Origin of the sequence: Chryseobacterium gotjawalense, from assembly GCF_030012525.1 — a bacterium.
GTDB lineage: Bacteria > Bacteroidota > Bacteroidia > Flavobacteriales > Weeksellaceae > Kaistella > Kaistella gotjawalense.
In genome coordinates, this window is record NZ_CP124855.1 from 1894995 (window position 1) to 1916417 (window position 21423).

The following is a 21423-nucleotide window of genomic DNA, read 5'->3' on the forward strand; positions in this document are numbered from 1 at the left end:
TCTTATCAAAATCTGACTTTAATTAATAACCTGGATTTTGCTGTGCAGCCAAAACCGGATTAGCACTTGTTTCCAAGGTTGGGATTGGCCATACATACCTATGATCACTATAAGGAATCGCAGGCACATCAGTAGATTTATAAACATATGGAACTCCTATTATATAATCTGCTGCAGTTGGATTCTGCCCATTTCTATATTTCGCAGGAATTCCAGAGGTAGGAGTCAGATTATCTTGCTGTAATCTGTGAATAGTATTCCAGCGAAGACCTTCTGCTAAAAACTCAATCCTTCTCTCCATCAAGATTGCATTAATACCGGCTGTCAAATTTGCGAAAGAGGTATATTGTTCCGTAGAAGGAGAAGCTAAGGATCTGTTTCTTACTGTATTTAAGTCTACTAAATAAGAAGCATCTCCAATTCTTGCCTTAGCCTCTGCTTTGTTCAAAAGAACTTCTGAATATCTTAGAAGCGGTGAAGCATCTGTAAGCGTACCGGTATCTTTATATTTAGCAGTAAATAGTACACCAGCTGCATTTCTAACCATAGTTGCAGATCTTCTCTTATCTGTCGCTAACCAGGTAGGTTGATTCCAGATGACAGGACTAATTGCTATTAAACTTCTACCATTATACATAGAAGCCAAAGCACCATTAACATCTGGATTATTAGTTGCAGAATTTTCTAGAGAAAAAATACTTTCGGAATTCCCATAGTTGTTCGCAAACGGAGTGTTTGGATCGGCTGTTAATGTATAAAGACCGTCTAGCTTATTCGCCTCTACAATAACTTTCGGATAATCTGCTTTGCTTAAATACACCCTGGTTTTTAATGCAATGGCCGCCTCTTTCGTTGCGTATACAATGGCATTTTTAGCAGATCTTGCAGCCTTAGAAGTCATCAAAGTTTCTGCCTTATCTAAATCTGCTAAAAGCTGCGTGTAATTCGCGGCTACAGTTCCTCTTGGAAGGCTCGCATTCTCTTCAATAGTGGGTAGAGAGTTACTTGCTTTCAACCTATAAGGAACTCCAAGATGCGATGCATCTGCCGTATGTTTATACGGCCGGGCAAAGAAGTTAAGCAATTCGTAATGACTGAATGCTCTAAAAAACAAAGCTTGTCCGATATAATCATTTCCTTCTGCTTCCGGGATAACTCCATTCTGGATAGCCTTGGTAACACCTTCAATCACAAGGTTAGCCCTATTAACCAATCGGTAAGTATCTACCCAGTAGTAAACGGTATTTAGTGCGCCCGAAGGATCCCAAGTCCCGGTATAAGTTATCGCATAGAAAGAAGCTGTATTCACCATATCTTCGCCCCGCATGTCATTTTGCTGAAAATAAGCGGCACCAAAAGGATAACCCCTACCCGCGGATGATGGATTTGCGTTATTATACTGCCCGATTGCCGCTGCCTGATACATCCCATTCACCGAGAGGATGATATTTTCTTTGGAGCTGAAAGCCACCTCTTCACTAATTTGATTATGAGGTGCAAGTTCCATAATATTCTCCCTGTTACAGCCGGTGAGCGTGAACGCAGCAACTGCCAGTGACAAAAAATACTTTTTTGTTTTGATATTTTTGATATTCATATTAATAATTTTTAGAAAGTTGCATTAATTCCGAAGGAAATTGTTCTTTGTCTTGGTACTGCATTATAATCCATTCCCAGATTTTCCATCTCAGGATCAATCCCTTTATAATTGGTAAACATTATTGCATTCTGCACAACCCCATAAATCCTAAACTTAGTTAGATTAATACTGGACAGCATCGCAGGATCTAAGGAATAACCGAGGGTAATGTTATCAATTTTCACGAAGTCACCCTTCTCCACAAATCTAGAAGTAGCCTGCCCATTTAAATTAATGAAATTTCCTCTACCCCCATGTAATTTCGGAGTCCAACCATCTCCAGGATTGCTGGCACTTTGCCATCTTCCTAAGATTTCAGATCCGTTGTTATAAAAGTCCTGATTGAGCAATTCTCTTCTTGTAACATTAAAAATATTATTTCCTCCACTAAATCTCGCCATTACACTAAAGTCAAATCTCTTATATTGTAATGCCGTATTCACAGAACCAAAATAGGTTGGAAGTGTATTCCCTAATATTTGTCTATCATCATTTGTCAATGAAGAAGCCGCCCCCAGATTACCCGGATTGGTAGGATCAAATAAATAATAGCCCTGATTGGCAATGTTCGCCTGCACCAAAGAACCATCAGCTTTATAATACACCGGATTACCGTTAGCCGCATTCACTCCCCAATATTTATATCCATAAAGGGATCTTAATGATTCTCCTTCTCTGATAAGATAAGCAGTTTCGCCGTTTTGGGATTGGATGATATCCTTACCATCCACCAAACCTGTAACTTTATTATTCATTAAGGTCAAATTACCTCCAATACTCCATTTCAGATTTTCATTTTTTAAGATATCAGCGTTTGCGGAAAATTCGAAACCACGATTCTCCATACTTCCAATATTTTTATTGACAGAATTGCCTGGAACCCCCAAAGAAGGAGATAATGGCACTGCAAGAATTAACCCGTCATTCTCGTTAACAAAATAATCAGCACTAAAAGTAATTCTGTTTTTCAATAATCCAAAGTCTGCACCTAAGTTTTTCTTGGTATTTGTTTCCCATTTAAGCTGATCGTTCCCTGCCTGCGAGTAGCCAATACCATTATAATCAGCATATTTAAAACTATTATACAACCCTAAATATGGATAATTTCCGATATCGGTATTTCCCACTTTTCCATAAGATGCTCTCAGTTTCAATTCAGAAAGCGTGTTAAGATCCTTCATAAAACCTTCATTTGAAACCGTCCACCCGAGGGAAACTCCTGGGAAATTACCCCATTTATTCGCCGTTGGCAAAGAAGACAAACCATCTCTTCTAATTGTTCCCTGAACAAAGTATTTATTCGCGAAACTATAGCTTAATCTTGCAGCATAGGAAATTAGACCATTTTCTGTGGCACCTCCGCCAGAATATTGAGTTGCATATGAACCGGAAATCACCCCTACATCACCAAAGAAATCAGAGGACAATCCCTGGCCATCAGCAAAAAAACTGTTTGTTTTCTGTTTTTGGTATTCATTAACCAATACGACATTTAAGTTATGTGATCCAAATGTTTTGTTAAAATTCAGGATATTTTGAATATTCCACCGATCAAGGTTCAGGTAATTATTATCGATATACCCTCCTCTTGAAAAACCGTCACCGTGAACCCTGTTCCAATAAAGAAACCCTGTAGTGACAGAACGGTCTTTACTTACTTGCAGTTTGTAATCTAACCAGTCAGTAATTTTCACATCTCCCGCTATACTCCCAATAAATCGGGAAAGATCAGAAGTGTATTTATTATTATTCACCACATAGGCGATGTTTGTAAGATCACTGGTAATTGGGATTAAGTTATCCCACTGACCAACTCTGCTTACGGTGCCTTGCGTATAGATATTATAACCAGTAGGTTTTTTGGCATCATATATCGGTGTATTAGGCAATTGTCGAACTGCACTGAACATTGCTCCGGAAATTGAATTATATCCATTATTCAATCCTTTATAAGATGTTTCCGAGTAGGCAAAATTGGTACTGAGTTTAAACCAATCTGTAACCTTTTGATCGGCGTTCATTCTCAGTGAAATTCTCTCCATTGCATTTGGGATAATCACCCCTTCCTGCTTTGTATATCCTAGAGAAGCGTAATAGTTACCCTTTCCGAGCCCACCTGTCATCGACAAGAAATGATCAGTTTGCGTACCTGTTCTAAGCACCGCTTTTTGCCAATCAGTATTATAATCGCTGCCTTTAGCCCATACTGTTCCAGCTGCTTTTGCTTTTTCATTAGAAATTGTCAAGAAGTCAGGAGTCTCCAATAGATCCAATTTCTTTACTACACTTGCTACACTGAACATGTTATTATACGATACCGTAAATTTTCCGTTTTTCCCTTTTTTCGTAGTAATCAGGACAACTCCATTAGCGGCACGAGAGCCATAAATTGCAGTTGCTGCGCCATCTTTCAGCACGGTCATTGACTCAATATCAGCCGGATTAATGTCCGCCAAGGCATTGGTGTAAGTATTGCCGCCACCGGTATTGCCGGCAAAAATAGGAACTCCATCGACAACATATAATGGCGATGTACCTGACGATATCGTATTCACCCCTCGAATACGTACTGTTGGCGCTCTACCAATATCACCTGAGCTACTTACCACCTGTACGCCAGATGCCCTACCCGCTAATTGCGCTTCGAACGTAGGAGTATTCAAATTGGCGATATCACTTCCTTTCACAGTTGTAATGGAGGAAGTTACATCTGCTTTCTTTTGGGTCCCATAGCCGACTACAACAACCTCCTCAATATTTTGAGTTTTAGTTGAGTCCTGCTGTGCCACTAACGCCTGTCCTGTAAAAAACAAAACACCTGCGGTCAAAATTCTTAATTTCACATTCATATTAACATATTTTAATATTTAATTGACAAATATGTTAATAAAATTTAACGCCAGCAACACCAATTTATAAATTTTATCACAATAACTGAAATCAACAACCTATAAAACATCATTTTAATAAATAAGCAACAGATAACGCAACTTATATTGGATTTTAACTAAAAAATATTAATTTTTAGCAGTTCAAAAACACTGCACTAAACGCTAATCTATATTGATTCTAAATAATTAACCATCAATAATGTGATTTTATTGTAAAAAAGAATAAAATACTTAGGTTTTAATTTGAATTTCACACCAATAATAAGACATCAATGATAAATTGAAAATAATAATTATCAGAGAAGCTGAATATTATGCACCTTTTAAGAACAGTATATATATTGGAATAGGGATCCTTCGAAAAAAATAAAATAGTAAAATACAGCACTTTAAATACTCAGAGGATTCTTTTGAAGAGTTGAAAAGCTAACTTTTTACCTTAGTTTTTTAGCATCGTTCTCATGAACTCCTCATGAACTATCCATGAAGCATCCATCAAGCATCCATCAAGCATCCATCAAGCAACGTTTTGATTTACCCGTCCTGAAATAACTGTACAAGTTAATACATAAATGCTGATGTAAAAATTTATGACATGTCATAGCAATCCTTTTTCTGAGTAAATGCACCGTTTAAAATTACCTAAGGTAAATAAAAAGAGCTGAGATTATTAAAAGATAGTTTGGGGCTTTAAAAGTTTCTTTACGATCTGTAAAACATCTTCATAAAAACAAAAAAACCTGCTAAACTAGCAGGTTTTAATTATATTTAAAGAATTACTTTAATTTTTTCTTTACGGAAATTTCTTCGTAAACTTCCAGAATATCGCCAACTTCAATATCATTGTAGCCTTTAATATTCAGACCACATTCGTAGCCTTTGGTTACTTCTTTTACATCGTCTTTGAAACGTTTCAAACTTTCCAGTTCTCCATCGAATTTTACGATACCATCGCGCAACAATCGAATTTTCGAATTTCGGGTTACTTTTCCGGTAAGAACCATACATCCTGCAATAGATCCTACTTTCGAAATTTTGAACACTTCACGGATTTCTACGTTACCGATTACCTGTTCTTTAATTTCTGGCGAAAGCATTCCTTCCATTGCTTCTTTTACCTCGTCAATGGCTTTGTAGATAATTGAGTAGGTTCTGATTTCGATTTCTTCTTTGTCAGCCAACTCTTTTGCATTAACACCTGCTCTAACATTAAAGCCGATCATAATTGCATCTGAAGCTGCTGCTAACAAGACATCTGATTCAGTAATCTGTCCAACTCCCTGGTGAATAATTTTCACACTGATTTCCTCGGTAGATAAACTTTGAAGTTGATCCGAAAGTGCTTCTACAGAACCATCCACGTCACCTTTAAGGATAATGTTCAATTCTTTGAAGTCTCCTAACGCGATACGTCTTCCTAATTCGTCTAACGTTACGTGTTTCTTGGTTCTAACGGATTGCTCACGCTGCAACTGCTCTCTTTTGGTCGCAATTGTTTTCGCTTCTCTTTCATCTGCAAACACCCGGAAACGATCTCCGGCAGTTGGTGCGCCATCTAATCCCAATACCGTAACCGGCATTGAAGGTCCTGCTTCTTCCATCGGTTTCCCTCTTTCATCAAGCAACGCTTTTACTTTACCGTGATTTTTTCCTGCAAGTACATAATCACCTACTTTCAATGTTCCAGCCTGTACTAGAATCGTAGAAATATATCCTCTCCCTTTATCCAAAGAAGCCTCGATTACGACACCACTTGCATTTTTATTTGGGTTGGCTTTTAATTCTAATAATTCAGCCTGCAATAATACTTTCTCTAAAAGAGCGTCCATATTGTTACCAAACTTGGCAGATACCTCTTGCGATTGAACATTACCACCCCATTCTTCTACCAAAACATTCATTGCAGAAAGTTGCTGGCGGATATTGTCTGGGTTAGAGTTCGGTTTATCCACTTTATTGATCGCAATAATCATAGGAACTCCCGCCGCTTGTGCGTGAGAAATTGCTTCTTTCGTTTGTGGCATCACATCATCATCTGCTGCGATTACAATGATTGCAATATCGGTGACTTGCGCCCCTCTCGCTCTCATCGCGGTAAATGCCTCGTGACCTGGCGTATCCAAGAATGTAATTCTCTGACCGTTCTCCAGTTTCACATTGTAAGCACCAATATGCTGTGTAATTCCACCAGATTCACCAGCGATTACATTTGTTTTTCTAATATAATCAAGTAATGAAGTTTTACCGTGATCTACGTGTCCCATTACGGTAACGATTGGAGCTCTAGTTATTAGATCTTCCGCAGTATCGGTATCTTCTTCCAATGCAGATTCTTCTACATCAGCATCAGAGAATTCAATGGTGTATCCGAATTCATCAGCAACAAGCAATAAAGTGTCTGCTTCTAAACGCTGATTCATTGTTACCATTACTCCTAGAGAGAAACAAGCTGAAATTACTTCCGTCGGACTCACATTCATTAATGAAGCCAATTCACCTACCGTAATAAATTCAGTTATTTTCAGAGTTCTGTCTGCAGCATCGATTTCATCCTGACGCTCATCCTGTTCTCTTCTATAAACTCTTTTCTCTTTTCTATATTTGGCTCCTTTATTTTTCCCTGCCTTGCTGGTCAGTTTTTCTAAAGTTTCCTTAATTTGATTTTTAACTTGCTCGTCAGTCAGTTCGACCGGCATTACAGGGCCTCTTCTTACAGGGCCTCTGTTGGCACCACCACCTTGATATCCAGGACGGTTGCCTCCACCTTGACCAGGCGGACGATTTCCACCTTGACCAGGAGGGCGGTTGCCTTGTCCTTGACCAGGAGGTCGATTTCCTTGCGTTCCCTGTTGAGTTGCCCCGCCCGTAGGATTCGGCTTTTCAATACGCTTTCTTTTCTTTTTGGCCGCTGCTGAATTTGCTGAAGGTTTTGGTTTATTAAACTGTGATAAATCAACAGTTTGTTTCAGGATTTTCACCCCTTCCAACTTTTTATAAACTGTTTCTATTTTATCGGATTCAGGCGGTGTCACCGCTTCCGGTTTCGGAATTTCTACGGCTGGCGGCGCTGGAGTTTCTACCACTGTAGGCACAGCGGGTGCTTCCTGTACTTTTTCTACAGGTGCTTTTTCCGCGATGGTCTCCGGTTTTTTGGATTGATCGTTCTTGGACGATCTTGGCTTATGGCCTTCAATTTTCGACAAATCAATTTTATCCAAAACCTTAAATTCCTGTTTTTCAGAAACAGGTGCTTTTTCAGAAACAGGTGCTTTTTCAACCACAGGTTTTGGCTCTTCCGCAGGTGGAGCTGGCTGCTCTTTCTTCACTTCGGATTTCTTTTGATCTAAGTCTATTTTACCTAAAATTCGGGTTTCAGGTCTAAGACTTGCTTTGGCTCTTATTACCTCAGGTTGTGATGGCTCAATTTCCAGTTTTTCTTCCGGAACTTTAGCGATCACCACCTCATGAGAAGCTTTTCTTTGTTCCCCGTCTTTGCGGAACTCAGCTTCTAATGCAGAATATGCCGATTCTTCCAATTGAGCGTTCGGGTTACTTTCTACCTCGATTCCTTTGGCATGTAGAAATTCTACAAGTCTCGTCATCGAAATATTAAATTCCTTAACCGCTTTATTTAATCTAATTTTTGGCATGTATACTTTATACTTTTATTTTAATTTTTGGCAAAGTTAACCTATTTTAACTTTAGATACAGTATTTAGAATTTTTTAGTCTTCTAACTCTTCTTTCAGGATGCGTTTTACTTCCGCAATGGTTTCTTCTTCTAAATCTGTTAAATTAACCAACGCGTCGGTTTCTTTATCCAGAACACTTTTTGCGGTATTCAAACCTACTTTCCGGAACTCGTCGATAATCCACTGTTCGATATCTCCTTCGCCGGATCCTGCGAACTCTCTTAATTCAACATCATCATCTTCACTTGTTTCCCGGTACACATCAATGTCGTAACCGCTTAACCAGGAAGCTAATCTGATGTTTTGTCCTTGCTTACCGATCACTCTCGAAATTTCTTCAACCGGTGTGTAAACCAACGCATAATTCGTTTCTTCGTTGATCTCAATTTTATTAATGGTAATATTTCCTAAGGCTCTTTTCACCATGATCTCAGGGTTTTTTGACCATTGAATCACATCGATGTTTTCGTTTTTCAACTCTCTGACAACGCCGTGAATTCTAGAGCCTTTTACTCCAACACAAGCTCCCACCGGGTCGATTCTGTCATCGTAAGCATCTACCGCGATTTTGGCTTTCTCACCAGGAATACGAACTACTTTCTTCAAAATAATGGTACCATCCTGAATTTCCGGAATTTCCATTTCCAGTAATTTCTCCAAAAATCTTGGTGCCGTTCTGGATACGATAATCTGTGGTTTTGAACCTTTAAAATCAACACTTTCTACAATCGCACGAACGCTTTCTCCTTTTTTAAAGAAGTCCGAAGGGATTTGATTTTCTTTTGGCAAAATGAATTCATTTTCTTCATCATCTAACAAAATTACATGTTTGTGACGAATATGGTGTACTTCACCAATTACGATTTCACCGATTTTATCTCTAAACTGATCGTATAAAACCGCATTGTTATGTTCCTGAAGTTTGGTCGCTAAAATTTGTTTCAGCGTAAGAATACTTCTTCTTCCTAATTGTTCGATAGGAATTTCTACGGTAAAATCTTCACCGACGTCAAAAGTTGGATCTATTTTTTTTGCTTCTGAGATTTCTATTTCCAGATCATCATCTTCAGACATTTCGTCTGCTACAATCGTTTTATTTAAAAATATCTGAAAATCTCCTTTATCTGGATTTACAATGACATCAAAATGATCATCAGAGTCGAATCTTTTTCTCAGTAAAGTTTTCAATGAGTCTTCGATAATCGCCATCAGATCAATCTTGCTGATGTTTTTGTCTTCTTTGAAATCGCCAAATGCTTCAATCAATGCTAAACCGTCCATTTATCTATGTTTTGTTTAAGGTTTGAAATGTAAAGTTTTTTACCCTTTAAATTTAATTCAATTTATCATAAAAGAGTGCCTAATTATTAAATTATCACTCTTTTGTTTTTAGAACTTTATCGCAACAAGTGCTTTTTTGATATCGGAATAAGGGATCTCTCTTTCTTCAACTACATCTACTTTTCCCTTTCCTATTTCTTTTGGTTTTCGGTATTTTAGAACCAAGGTAATTTTATCTTCCTCCACTTTCGTTAACTCACCTTCAATTTCCGAAGAATCATTCATTAACAACTCCAGAGACCTGCCAATGTTTTTACGGTACTGCCTTGGCATATTAAGTGGTTCACTTAATCCCGCGCTCATTACTTCCATAGAAAAATCATGCTCATCACGATCCATATTAAATTCAATCGCACGACTTGCATCTAGACAGTCCTGAAGCGTAACTCCATGATCACCGTCTAAGATTACCCGAATATGATCGGCCACAGAAAATTTGATATCAATCAGAAAAAGATCTTCTCTTTCTGCTAAAAAATCGTTTAATAGTTGTCCTATTTGCGCTTTAAACTCCATATTTTTCTAAAATACTCTTACGAAAAAAGGCTCTCTTCCGAAGGCCTTTTCATTATAATTTCCGTAAATCTTTTGCAAATATACACATTTTAAATAAAATATCAAAATAATTACATTTTATTGAAAGCGCAATAAACACCAGAGAAACGATTAATTCTTATATTTGCAGCAATAAAAAAACTTGCATTGTGAATATTACGATCGTTGGAACAGGTTATGTAGGCCTGGTTACCGGAACTACTCTGGCAGAATTGGGAAACACGGTTTACTGTGTGGATATCGATGCCAAAAAAGTAGAGCGCATGAAACAGGGAACCGTTCCTATTTATGAGCCGGGTCTCGAAGAAATGTTCCTTAGAAATATTCAGGCACAACGATTATTTTTTACCACCGACATTAAAGAAGCCCTAGATAAAAGCAAAGTCATTTATCTCGCTTTACCGACTCCACCGGGAGAAGACGGTTCTGCCGATCTTTCTTATGTGATTTCTGTAGCCAACCAAATTGGTGAAATGATGACGGACTACAAAGTAATCGTGAATAAATCGACCGTTCCGGTGGGAACTGCGGATAAAGTTCGCGAAACTATTGCTGCTAAAACAAAAATACCATTCGATGTGGTTTCTAATCCGGAATTTCTACGGGAAGGATTTGCCGTAGAAGACTCTATGAATCCTGCGCGCGTGATCGTAGGAAGTGAATCTGAGAAGGCTCAGGAAGTGATGGCGAAAATTTATCAGCCGTTTACCAATACCGGAATTCCTATTATTTTTATGGATGAGAAATCTTCGGAACTAACCAAATATGCCGCGAATTCTTTTCTGGCCGTAAAGATTACTTTCATGAATGAAATCGCCAACTATTGCGAAAAAGTAGGTGCCGATGTCGACAAAGTCCGTTTAGGAATGGGTTCTGATGACCGGATCGGCCATCGGTTTCTTTTTCCGGGAATCGGTTATGGCGGAAGTTGTTTTCCGAAAGATGTGAAAGCACTGATTAAATCCGGAAAGCAGGAAGGCTTTGATTTCCAGATTTTAGAAGCGACGGAAGCAGTGAATCAGAATCAAAAAATAATTCTGGCTTCCGAAATTGAAAAGTATTTTAAAGGAAATATAAAAGGAAAAAAAATCGCGCTTTGGGGGCTGGCTTTTAAAGCAAATACCGACGATATCCGGGAAGCATCTTCTTTAGACAACATCAAAATTCTTCTGGAAAAAGGTGCCGAAATCACCGCTTACGATTCTATTGCCGAAGATAATGTACGCCAGATTCTTGGAGATCAAATTTCTTATGCTAAAGATATGTACTCTGCTCTGGAAGGCGCAGACTGTCTTTTGATCGCTACAGAATGGAGTGAGTTCAAAAACCCCAATTTCGAACTGATGGCGCAGAAGATGAAAAATAAAGCGATCTTCGACGGACGGAATATGTTTGCGCTGGAACAGGTGGAAGATAAAGGGTTTTTCTACAAATCTATCGGTAGAAAAACTTTAAGATAAAGTTTTTAAAAAAACAAAAAGCAATCCAATTTGAAATTAAATTTACTTTCAAAAATTATATTTGCAGTTCTGTTGGCTTTCACAGTTAACAGTTTTGTGTATTTTGGATTCGCGAATATCTACTCTTCCAAAATTTTTACTTACCAGAGTTTTCAGGAACAGTTTCATTCCGGAATTTACCAGTACAGGATTTTAAGCGGATATTTTTTAGTTTGGATTTATGATTTTTTATCAACTTTAAATATTGATTATAAAATATTCAAGTTAAAATTTCTGAGCGCCGATTCTGAACCACAAATGTATCTGTCTTTTTACCTTCTCAATACTTTCTTCATTATCTTATCAGCAATTATATTAACTTTAATTACCGAATCGAAAAACTTTATAGCGACCAATTCTGAAAGAATCCTCATCACTGCGGTGGCGATATTCAGCATTGCGCTATCGCAATTCGTGGTGGTTCCGTACGATATTTCGAGTTACTTTTTTATATTGCTTTTCTTTTATTTCTTAATTCAATATTTAGAAAAACAATCCGTTTCAAAACTGATCCTTTTAATTGCGATCATCATTATCTCCACTTTTAACAGGGAATCTTCAGCCTTATCCCTTTCGTTGGCCGCCACCTTATTATATTCAAAATTTGGGATGAGAAAAGAAACCTTTTTACCAGTTGCAGTTTTGGGAACTGCATTTATCGGCGTGTATTTCGGACTCCGATTGATGAGTGACAATTTCAGTACGAATGATGGAAATTTATTCGTTCAGAATTTAACGCAGCCTAAAAACATTTTAGGATTATTATTTTGGCTGGTGTTTTTTACACTTCCCATATTACTGGCCAAAGATCAAAAAGCGGTAAAGCTGATTCTTTTATTCCACCTGCTTTCTTTTCCGTACTTACTATTGTGTTTCTACACGGGAATATTATATGAAATTCGCTTATATATTCCACTTTTGATAACCTCTTTATTACTAAGCAGGACAGAACTTGCTACAATTCATTAATTTATCTTATTTTTGATAAAAACTTATCAAACACAAATGAGCGAAAATCAACAGCAATGGACGGAAACTATTGAATCCAGCCACTCTTTATTCGACCTGAAGCTTGCGGAAGTTTGGCGGTACAAAGATTTGGTGTATATGTTTGTGAAAAGGGATTTCATCTCAAGTTTTAAGCAAACGGTTTTAGGACCTGTTTGGTTTTTCATCAATCCTGTATTTACCACGATTGTTTACTTAGTGGTTTTTGGAAACATTGCCAATCTTTCTACCGATGGCGCTCCCAAAATTTTATTCTATCTGGCGGGAGTCACCCTTTGGAACTATTTTTCAGCATGTTTAACGGGAACTTCTACTGTATTTACCGGCAACGCCGCAATATTCGGCAAAGTGTATTTTCCCAGACTGGTGATGCCTCTATCGATTGTGATTTCAAACCTCATGCGTTTTGGGGTGCAGATGTTACTTTTTATCGCTGCATTTTTATATTTTTATTTTAAAGGGGAAGTTCACCCGAATATCTGGATTTTAGCAACGCCGCTTTTAATTATACTAATGGCTGCATTTGCATTGGGAATGGGAATGATTTTTTCTTCTTTGACCACCAAATACCGGGATGTACAGATGTTATTGAGTTTTGGCGTAAGTCTGTTTATGTACGTGACTCCTGTAATTTATCCACTTTCGGCTCTTCCTGAAAAATTGAGAACAATCGCTTATTACAATCCGCTTTCGGGGATTTTTGAATGTTTCAAATATGCCTGGTTAGGCGTAGGCGATTTCTCCGCGTGGATGCTGGTCATCAGTACTGTTATTATTTTTATTTTACTGGCAATCGGAACAGTTGTCTTTAATAAAGTCGAAAAAAGTTTTATGGATACGGTTTAAAAGAACCAAGGTAAAAGTTTAAAGAGCCCTGTTGAATAAAAATTAAATTAAAAGAAATGCTCGCACTAAAGGCAGAAAACATATCAAAACAATACCGGCTCGGACAAGTGGGAACGGGAACGTTATCCCATGACCTCAACCGTTTCTGGCATCAGATCCGGGGAAAAGAAAATCCCTATCTAAAGATCGGAGAAGCCAATGACCGAGCTTCCAAAGGAGAAAGCGACTATGTTTGGTCTTTGCGGGATATTAATTTTGAAATCGAACAAGGCGACGCTGTGGGGATTATCGGTAGGAACGGCGCAGGAAAATCAACATTATTAAAGTTGTTAAGTAAAGTCACCAAACCGACGACAGGGAAAATTTTCACCAACGGAAGAATTGCTTCTTTATTAGAAGTCGGCACAGGATTTCACCCGGAAATGACGGGCCGAGAAAACATTTATCTAAATGGTGCAATCCTGGGAATGACGACAAAAGAGATCAAACGTAAATTCGATGAGATCGTAGATTTCTCCGGCGTTGAAAGATATATCGACACGCCCGTAAAAAGATATTCATCCGGAATGTATGTCCGTTTGGCGTTTGCCGTTGCCGCACATTTGGAATCTGAGATTTTAATTGTAGATGAAGTACTTGCAGTTGGTGACGCAGAATTCCAGAAGAAATGTTTGGGAAAAATGGGCGATGTGAGCAAAGGAGAAGGCCGAACGGTTTTGTTTGTAAGCCATGACCTCAACGCGGTTTCTCAAATCTGCAAAACCGGCATATTGCTTAATCAAGGTTTGGTTGAATACAAAGGCAATATAAGAGAAACAGTGACTACTTACCTTAATGCTGACAATGATGACGTTATCTATCTGAATAATAAAAACAATTCGGGCAAGAAAATGTTCATTAAAGAAATTCTGGTAACGAAGGACAATGGAGCGGTAAGCAAACAGTATCTTTACAATGAACCCATCCATTTTAAATTCCAGATCGGCATTAATGAAAATGTACCTAACTGCAGTTTTTTCGTTACGATACTGGACTCCAGAAAACGAAGAGTATTCTCCTGTGAACGGGAATCTGTAACTGATTTAATGACCCTAACAATTGAACCGAATACTTTAGTGAGAGGAAAATACTCCATTCACGCATTTATTAACCAGCCGAAAATTGCTCAGCTCGATGTGGCGGAAGATGTTTGTAAATTTGTAGTCACCGATCCGGATTCTTATTTATCAAAACATGGTGAATATGATTATGGGTCTGTTTTCGGAAGATATAACTGGGAATAAAATGATTAAAAAATTAAAAAAATTACACCAGCTCTATAAAAATGAGCGCTATAAAGAAAATATTCTGTTTATAGAAAATTCTAAAACAGGACTTTCTCCTTTTGAAAAGAATAAAGCACTGCATTATCCTGAATTTACTGAAGGCGAAGCTGTTTTTTTTGGGAGAACATTCCGATTCTCTCATGGTCCATCATTTATTCATTCCGTAGAAGAACTTTTCGAAGAAGAAGTCTACAGATTTGAATCAAATACAGAAAACCCTTATATTATAGACTGCGGGGCAAATATTGGTTTGAGCATTCTGTATTTTAAAAAGCTTTTCCCTCAATCAAGAATTTTAGCATTCGAACCGGACGAAAAAATATTTAATATTTTAAAGGAAAACATTCACGTAAACTATAAACTTAACGATGTTGTTATCAATAAACAGGCAGTCTGGACAGAGGATACTGAACTTTCTTTTTTCTCGGAAGGTGCTTTAGCCGGATCATCGGTCGTTGATTTTGGCAAAAAAAACAACATCATCAAAGTACAGGCGATCGATTTAAAAAAACATCTGCAAGAACCTGTAGATTTCCTTAAAATAGATATTGAAGGTGCAGAAAATGTATTGATTTTTGACATAGAAAAAGAACTCTGCAACGTGAAGCATTTGTTTTTGGAATATCACGGAATGAAAGATGACGCCCAAAATCTGCACAATATTTTGGAATTGATTTCAAAAGTCGGTTTTAGATACTACATTGAAAATGCTAACATCGAGCTCGTGCAATACCCATTTATACAAGAATCGCCTATATCATTTGACATGCAACTTAACATTTTTTGTAGAAGAATATAATGAACAAACTGGTTTCCATTTGCATCCCGACCTACAATGGCGCGCGCTTTCTTCAGGAAGCTCTCGACTCGGTGTCATGGCAAACGTATAAAAACATTGAAGTCATTATTTCGGATGACGAATCTGCTGATGAAACGCTTCAAATTGCTGAAGATTTTAAAAATTCGAGTCCATTCCCCGTCTTTATTTATTCTCACCAACCGGCCGGAATTGGCGCTAATTGGGATAACTGCATTGATAAAGCAAATGGAAAGTGGATCAAATTTTTATTTCAGGACGATATCTTAGAACCAAATTGTCTGGAAGAATTTATTAAGCTTCACAAGCAGACCGGCGAGGAGGTTTTTTTCTGCAAACGTACAATAATAGATGAATTGGGTACGGACATATCTCATCTGTCAGTAATCGCAGATTTGCAAAAGGATATTTTTCTAAACTTCAATGATTATTACACCTTCAAAAAAGAAGATCTCAAATATTTAAGTTCGGATCGGGGATATTTAAGTCGCAATTTTGCCGGAGAACCGGTTGCCAGCTTTGTCAGCAAAAAAGCCTTCCTCCGAACGGGTGAACACAATAGAAAACTTAAGCAGCTATTGGATTTGGAATATAATTTAAGGCTGCTAGAAAAGTACAAATTAGTTATAACCGCACAAAAACTAGTAAAATTTCGTGTCCACCCAGATCAAACGACCATTCGAAACTGGCAAAAGCATGTGAATGAGCACGAAAAGCTAAATGATATTATTATCAAAAAATTCTTTATATATCTTAGCCGCCGTGCGATACTCGGTTATTACTACAACAAATTCCCTTTGCTGAAAAATATCAGGGGAAAAATGCCAATCTGATGCTATCTATTATTGTCTCATCCTACCAGCCTGCACTATTTACAGCTCTGGAAAAGAATATCGCCGAAACCTGCGGTATACCTTACGAATTGATTAAGATTGATAATCCAAATCTTATGGGAATTTTTGAAGCTTATAACAAAGGAGCATCAGCTGCAATTTATGATAATCTGTTATTTCTTCACGAAGACGTAGAATTTCGGACAAAGAATTGGGGTATTGTTCTGATTGAAAGTCTAAAACAGAAAAACGCTGGAATTATCGGCGTTTTAGGGAGCGATTACGTGCCTAATGTCCCGTTTGCATGGTGGGATTTATATGAAAACAACTTCAGCCACTATACCCAATATGAACACGGAAAATTAATCGGTGATTATAATCTTCTTGAAGATAAAAAAGTAACGGTCATAGACGGTGTATTTATGGCAACTACCATAACCGTTTTTGAAAAGTTTAAATTTAATGAACATCTTTCCGGATATCATGCGTACGATATTGAATTTTCTATTAATGTAGCTCATTACTATCAAAATATGGTAACTTCAAAAATTAAAATAGCACATTTTTCATACGCGGTGCAAACATTAGATAAGGACTGGATGGATAAAATGATTTTTTGTCGCCAATTCTATACTGTTCCTAACACCCAATTAGTCATTAAGAAAAAGGAACTTTATTCTTTCCTGAAGTTTTTCGCCTACCTTAAAGAATTTGATTTCCCAAAAAAAAATATAATATTCTTATTGCTGAAATATTCAAAATTTTCTAAAATTGGTTTGCGAGGATTGATCACATCATACAAAATAATTTTAAAGGAAATTTTAAGTTAAATCATGACCAAAATCTCCATCATTATACTCACCTACAACCACGCAAAATTTATCCGGAAAAATCTGGCGGGGATTTTTATGCAAAAGATAGATTCACAAGTAGAATTGATTATTTGCGACGACCATTCGACCGACGAAACCTCACAGGTTATTCATGAAATCATCCGTTCCGTTCCCGAAAATTTTGAGGTGAAATTTTTTCAACACGATCAAAATATTGGAGCTACGTCCAATTTCTATTTTGCCCTTGGAAAAGTAACTGGTGCCTATTTGGCTTTTTGCGAAGGTGATGATTATTGGACTGATCAGGAAAAACTTCAGATCCAATTAGATTTCCTTCGCTCCAATCCAGATTACAGTCTTTGCTTCCACACTGCAGTGAATATTTCTGATGATGTAAGAATTAATGGAACCTTATTTTCTAAAGTTGAAGACCGGGAATATTCGGCGGCAGAAATTTACAAACACTGGATCGTGCATACCGCCACAGTGATGATGCGTGCAGAAGTTTTACAGTCTGAAGCCAAAAAAGCCACTTTGCAGAAATCAGATCTACAATATTTCGATACGGTTTTGTTTTTAGCCGCCTCAACTGTCGGCAAACTTCGGGGAATTCCAAATAAAATGTCAGCATACAGAAGACATGAAGCCGGACTTTCTGCTGGCAAAATCAATTTTAAACGTGATTTGAAGCACAATAAACTGGATGAGATTATCGGTAAATATTACGGCGGAGAAATTAAAAAATCATCTGACTGGCAAATTTTCGCAAGATCAGAACTTAATTTTACTCAATTATTAAAGGAGAATAAATTGCTCCTTGCTTTAAAATTTCTACCTTGGCTTTTGCGGAACCGAATCTTTATTTATTCCTGGTTAAAAAAGTAACTGCTATCATTTTCTATTATTCTAAAAATGACAAAAAAAACCAAAATCGCATTTCTTTGCAGTGGTTCACCAACCGATAAGAAAATCTGGTCGGGAACTATTTATCAAATGTACCAAGCTTTTTTGGCGCAGGGTTTTGAAGTAGAATGGATTCCCGTAAACCGATTCACCTCTTTAGAATCTCAGCTTTTTCTGACCGTTGAAAATCTTCATAAAAAAATATTTAACCGCGGATTCAACCGCAATCATTTTATCCTGAAAGCTTTTTCAGCTTCCCGAAAACTTCAGAAAAATTTAAAAAAATCCGATGCAGATCTGATCTTTGCCCCAACGACCATTGCTGATATTGCTTTTTTGAAAACAAAAAAACCAATTCTTTATTTGAATGACGCTACTTTTCACCAACTTTTAAATTATTACGGCGGCATGAGCGGATTTGGCTGGCTATCAAAAAAGACCACCGTATTTTTAGAAAAATCAGCATTTCAAAAAGCTGATGCGCTGGTGTTTTCGTCAAGTTGGGCGGCAAAACATTCGGTGAATTTCTATAAGGTTCCAGCGGAGAAAGTCAGTGTGATTAAATTCGGGTCAAATTCTACCGCGCCGGAAAAAATTTCAGAAAAAGAGTATCACGGCGAAATCACGTTCCTTTTTTTAGGTGTTGAATGGGAACGGAAAGGCGGTCAAATCGCTTTAGATACCATCAAAATTTTACGGGAAAGAAATTATCCTGTAAAACTTCAGGTTGTGGGATGCACTCCGCCTGTTTCAGATCCTGAAGCGATGAATGTGATTCCTTTTTTAAACAAAAATAATCCGCAGGAAGCACAACAGATTTTTGATTTTCTGCAAAATTCTCATTTTATGTTCATGCCGACAAGAGCAGATTGCACACCGATTTCTTTTTGTGAAGCAGCGAGTTACGGCTTGCCTGTAATCTCCACCGATACAGGCGGCGTGAGCGCAGTTGTAGAATCTGGAAAAACCGGAATTCTTTTACCTTTACAAGCAAAGGCTGAACAATATGCTGATGCAATTGAGCTCTTACTTCGTGATCCGGAAAAGATAAAAACACTTTCTTATAATGCGAGAACTCAATATGAGAATGAATTGAACTGGACGGTTTGGGGTGAGAAAATCGCTCAAATTATAGAATTTCTTTTAAAAAAAACTAAAACTAAACTTTAAGTTTTTCCAGAATTCGGTCTTTAAAATAATTCAGATTTAATAAAAACGGGAAATTCAGAAAGGTTTTAAAAATCGGTTGATTGGTCTTCAGCGCAATATCCCAATAGTTTTTCGTCAACTGCATTTTCTCTTCCCAAAATTTTGCAACCATCAGTTTCGTTTTAAAAGCGAACATCGCATAATTCGGATTATCCAATAAACGCTGATACAGATTTTGACTTAAACCATCTTCCAGATATTCCCCGAAAGCTAAAATATAATCTGTAAAAAGAATCTTATGGTTTTTAATAATCGGAATGAGCTGTACGCTTTCCTGGCAAAACTTCTCATTCTCAAAAACAGGAAATGGATATTTTCTGATCACTTCCATTTTCAAAACATAAACCATTTCCCCGGCAAAATCCCATTGATAGCTGTTATACTCCGTCCATTTTTTTACGCCATTTTGAAATTCCTTACCGTACATTTCTTCTGGAGCATGAATAAAAGTAAAGCCTCCAAATTCATTATTATCCGTTTCGAGCGCCAGTTCTCCGCAAACTTCAAGACAGTTATTTATGACAAAATCATCGCTGTCAATCGGTAAATACCATTTCCCGACTGCCTTTTCCAAAGCGGTATTAATGGCAATATGCTTTCCCTGATTTTTTTGTTTAATATATCGAACCGGAAAATCGGCTTGCGAAATAAATTGAGTAACCACTTCTTCTGTTTTATCAGTAGAACCGTCGTCAATAATCAGCCATTCAAAATTACGAACGGTTTGTTTCGATAAACTTTGAAAAAGCCGGTTGAGCAAGTGACTTCGATTGTAAGTTGGGGTAAAAACAGTAAATAACATCTGTGTTTTGTAATTAAGCCAAAATTACATAAAAATATTACGAATCATTAAAATTAACTCCTAAAACACCATTATGCCTAAAAATTGTAACTTTCAGCATAATTTCCATTAATGAAGAAAAAAATACTTTTTGAAGTCGATATAAAAGATTGGGCTTTCTATTTTATGGTAAAATCATGGTCTTCAAAATTGGCCGATGAATACGACTGTTATTATGTTTGTAATGACATTTACCGTATCAAAGAACTGCCGAAAATGAGTCGGATTAAGATTACTCTTCTGAATACCATTTCTAAAATCCGCTTTAAACTACACCGAACATTTTCCAATCATAATAAAAAAGTTCAGTTTATCGATTCTTCCGGAAATTACTCTTTTCCAAAATATACAAAATCGCTCGTAACGCCTTTTAGTGATGAGACAAAGAAGGTTGAAATCTTAAATTTCGATTATCTGGTTTCGATGGCGTATTTTTTTCAGTACGTTGCGGAAATTCCATTTAAAGGCCGAAAAAATCTGATTGGGATTTTCAATGATTCCTTTCCTCATCTCGGACCCGAAAACGATTTAAAAACTAAAACTCACGTCAATTCGCTTTCTCGGGAAGAGTTTTTTAATAAATATTTAAAGTCATACGATTTTCTTTTGCTTGCCAATGACAATCTCATTCGTGCATATCAGGAATATACTGAAAATTTAGAGTTCGCTTTGGGCATTTATAAAGAAGAATTCTTTGGTAGAACTAAAATCAAAACTGAAGTATTTACCTTAGGCTGGACCGGAAATCCGCACCGTGAGGTGAAAGGTTTTTTTGAAGTTATCGAACCTGCTGTAAAAAAAGTTCTGGAAACCGGCAGAAAAGTTCGGTTAAAAACTTCTTTCAATGCATCTTACGAAGAAATGATCGAATTCTATAACGATGTGGATCTTGCCGTAATTGCCTCGAGTGGCGACGGCGCTCCTACGATGTTTTGTGAAGCGAGTCTTTCAGATATTCCTTCGGTTTCCACGTTTATTGGACTGCCATCGATGGTGATTCAAGATAAAGTTAACGGCCTTTTTATCAATCGTGATATTGATGAAATGGCCAACGCAATAATTTATCTTTACGATAATCGAGATATTTTGGAGGGCTTTTCAAAAAGAATTAAAAAGGATTATTTAGAGATGATGAGCAATGAGAAGAATATTGCCAAAATTAGAAAAGTGTTGCAGAAATTAGATTAGAAG

The 21423-nt window shown here is 37.2% G+C and carries 16 protein-coding genes; 10 read left to right on the forward strand and 6 right to left on the reverse strand.

Annotated features, from left to right (window positions below):
• Nucleotides 1-22: 22 nt before the first annotated feature.
• From QGN23_RS08605 to rimP, 5 genes are all read right to left on the reverse strand, one after another.
• The gene (locus QGN23_RS08605; protein ID WP_317622299.1) at nucleotides 23-1561 is read right to left on the reverse strand and encodes a RagB/SusD family nutrient uptake outer membrane protein; all 1539 of its coding nucleotides are present in this window, start codon (nucleotides 1559-1561) and stop codon (nucleotides 23-25) included.
• Nucleotides 1562-1608: 47 nt separating this feature from the next.
• Nucleotides 1609-4488, reverse strand: a complete 2880-nt coding sequence (locus tag QGN23_RS08610) for a SusC/RagA family TonB-linked outer membrane protein (RefSeq protein WP_282903921.1) — start codon at nucleotides 4486-4488, stop codon at nucleotides 1609-1611.
• Nucleotides 4489-5306: 818 nt separating this feature from the next.
• Nucleotides 5307-8180 carry a translation initiation factor IF-2 gene (infB, locus tag QGN23_RS08615; protein WP_282903922.1) on the reverse strand — a complete coding sequence of 958 codons (2874 nt, stop codon included), beginning with the start codon at nucleotides 8178-8180 and terminating at the stop codon, nucleotides 5307-5309.
• 75 nt (nucleotides 8181-8255) lie between these two features.
• On the reverse strand, nucleotides 8256-9503 hold the full coding sequence (gene nusA / locus QGN23_RS08620) for a transcription termination factor NusA (RefSeq protein WP_282903923.1): 1248 nt from the start codon (nucleotides 9501-9503) through the stop codon (nucleotides 8256-8258).
• Between the two features lie 108 nt (nucleotides 9504-9611).
• Nucleotides 9612-10079, reverse strand: a complete 468-nt coding sequence (gene rimP / locus QGN23_RS08625) for a ribosome assembly cofactor RimP (protein ID WP_282903924.1) — start codon at nucleotides 10077-10079, stop codon at nucleotides 9612-9614.
• A 188-nt stretch (nucleotides 10080-10267) separates the two neighbouring features.
• On the opposite strand from rimP, the gene QGN23_RS08630 reads away from it, so the two are divergent.
• The 9 genes from QGN23_RS08630 to QGN23_RS08670 are packed head-to-tail and all read left to right on the forward strand — an operon-like array spanning nucleotide 10268 to nucleotide 19352.
• Complete coding sequence (locus QGN23_RS08630) at nucleotides 10268-11578, forward strand: UDP-glucose dehydrogenase family protein (protein WP_282903925.1); 1311 nt, start codon at nucleotides 10268-10270, stop codon at nucleotides 11576-11578.
• Between the two features lie 30 nt (nucleotides 11579-11608).
• Nucleotides 11609-12586: a hypothetical protein gene (locus QGN23_RS08635; RefSeq protein WP_282903926.1), complete on the forward strand. Its 978-nt coding sequence runs from the start codon at nucleotides 11609-11611 to the stop codon at nucleotides 12584-12586.
• A 36-nt stretch (nucleotides 12587-12622) separates the two neighbouring features.
• Nucleotides 12623-13471: an ABC transporter permease gene (locus QGN23_RS08640; protein ID WP_282903927.1), complete on the forward strand. Its 849-nt coding sequence runs from the start codon at nucleotides 12623-12625 to the stop codon at nucleotides 13469-13471.
• 56 nt (nucleotides 13472-13527) lie between these two features.
• Nucleotides 13528-14754, forward strand: a complete 1227-nt coding sequence (locus tag QGN23_RS08645; protein ID WP_282903928.1) for an ABC transporter ATP-binding protein — start codon at nucleotides 13528-13530, stop codon at nucleotides 14752-14754.
• Between the two features lies 1 nt (nucleotide 14755).
• Entirely contained in the window at nucleotides 14756-15595 is an 840-nt protein-coding gene (locus QGN23_RS08650; protein ID WP_282903929.1) for an FkbM family methyltransferase, read from the forward strand.
• A complete protein-coding gene (locus QGN23_RS08655) occupies nucleotides 15595-16446 on the forward strand; it encodes a glycosyltransferase family 2 protein (RefSeq protein WP_282903930.1) in 852 nt (283 codons plus the stop codon). The genes QGN23_RS08650 and QGN23_RS08655 overlap by 1 nt, the downstream gene beginning before the upstream one ends.
• Nucleotides 16446-17276 carry a glycosyltransferase gene (locus QGN23_RS08660; protein ID WP_282903931.1) on the forward strand — a complete coding sequence of 277 codons (831 nt, stop codon included), beginning with the start codon at nucleotides 16446-16448 and terminating at the stop codon, nucleotides 17274-17276. Before QGN23_RS08655 ends, QGN23_RS08660 begins: the two co-directional genes overlap by 1 nt.
• A 3-nt stretch (nucleotides 17277-17279) precedes the next feature.
• Nucleotides 17280-18164 (forward strand): glycosyltransferase, encoded by an 885-nt coding sequence (locus QGN23_RS08665; RefSeq protein ID WP_282903932.1) that lies wholly within the window; start codon nucleotides 17280-17282, stop codon nucleotides 18162-18164.
• Between the two features lie 27 nt (nucleotides 18165-18191).
• Nucleotides 18192-19352, forward strand: a complete 1161-nt coding sequence (locus tag QGN23_RS08670; RefSeq protein WP_282903933.1) for a glycosyltransferase family 4 protein — start codon at nucleotides 18192-18194, stop codon at nucleotides 19350-19352.
• Here QGN23_RS08670 and QGN23_RS08675 read toward each other — a convergent pair.
• Nucleotides 19342-20193, reverse strand: coding sequence for a glycosyltransferase family A protein (locus tag QGN23_RS08675; protein WP_282903934.1), 852 nt, complete (start codon nucleotides 20191-20193; stop codon nucleotides 19342-19344). The two genes, QGN23_RS08670 and QGN23_RS08675, sit on opposite strands and share 11 nt — an antisense overlap.
• 111 nt (nucleotides 20194-20304) lie before the next feature.
• Between QGN23_RS08675 and QGN23_RS08680 the strand changes: the two genes are divergently transcribed.
• Entirely contained in the window at nucleotides 20305-21420 is a 1116-nt protein-coding gene (locus QGN23_RS08680) for a glycosyltransferase (protein ID WP_282903935.1), read from the forward strand.
• Nucleotides 21421-21423 lie beyond the last annotated feature (3 nt).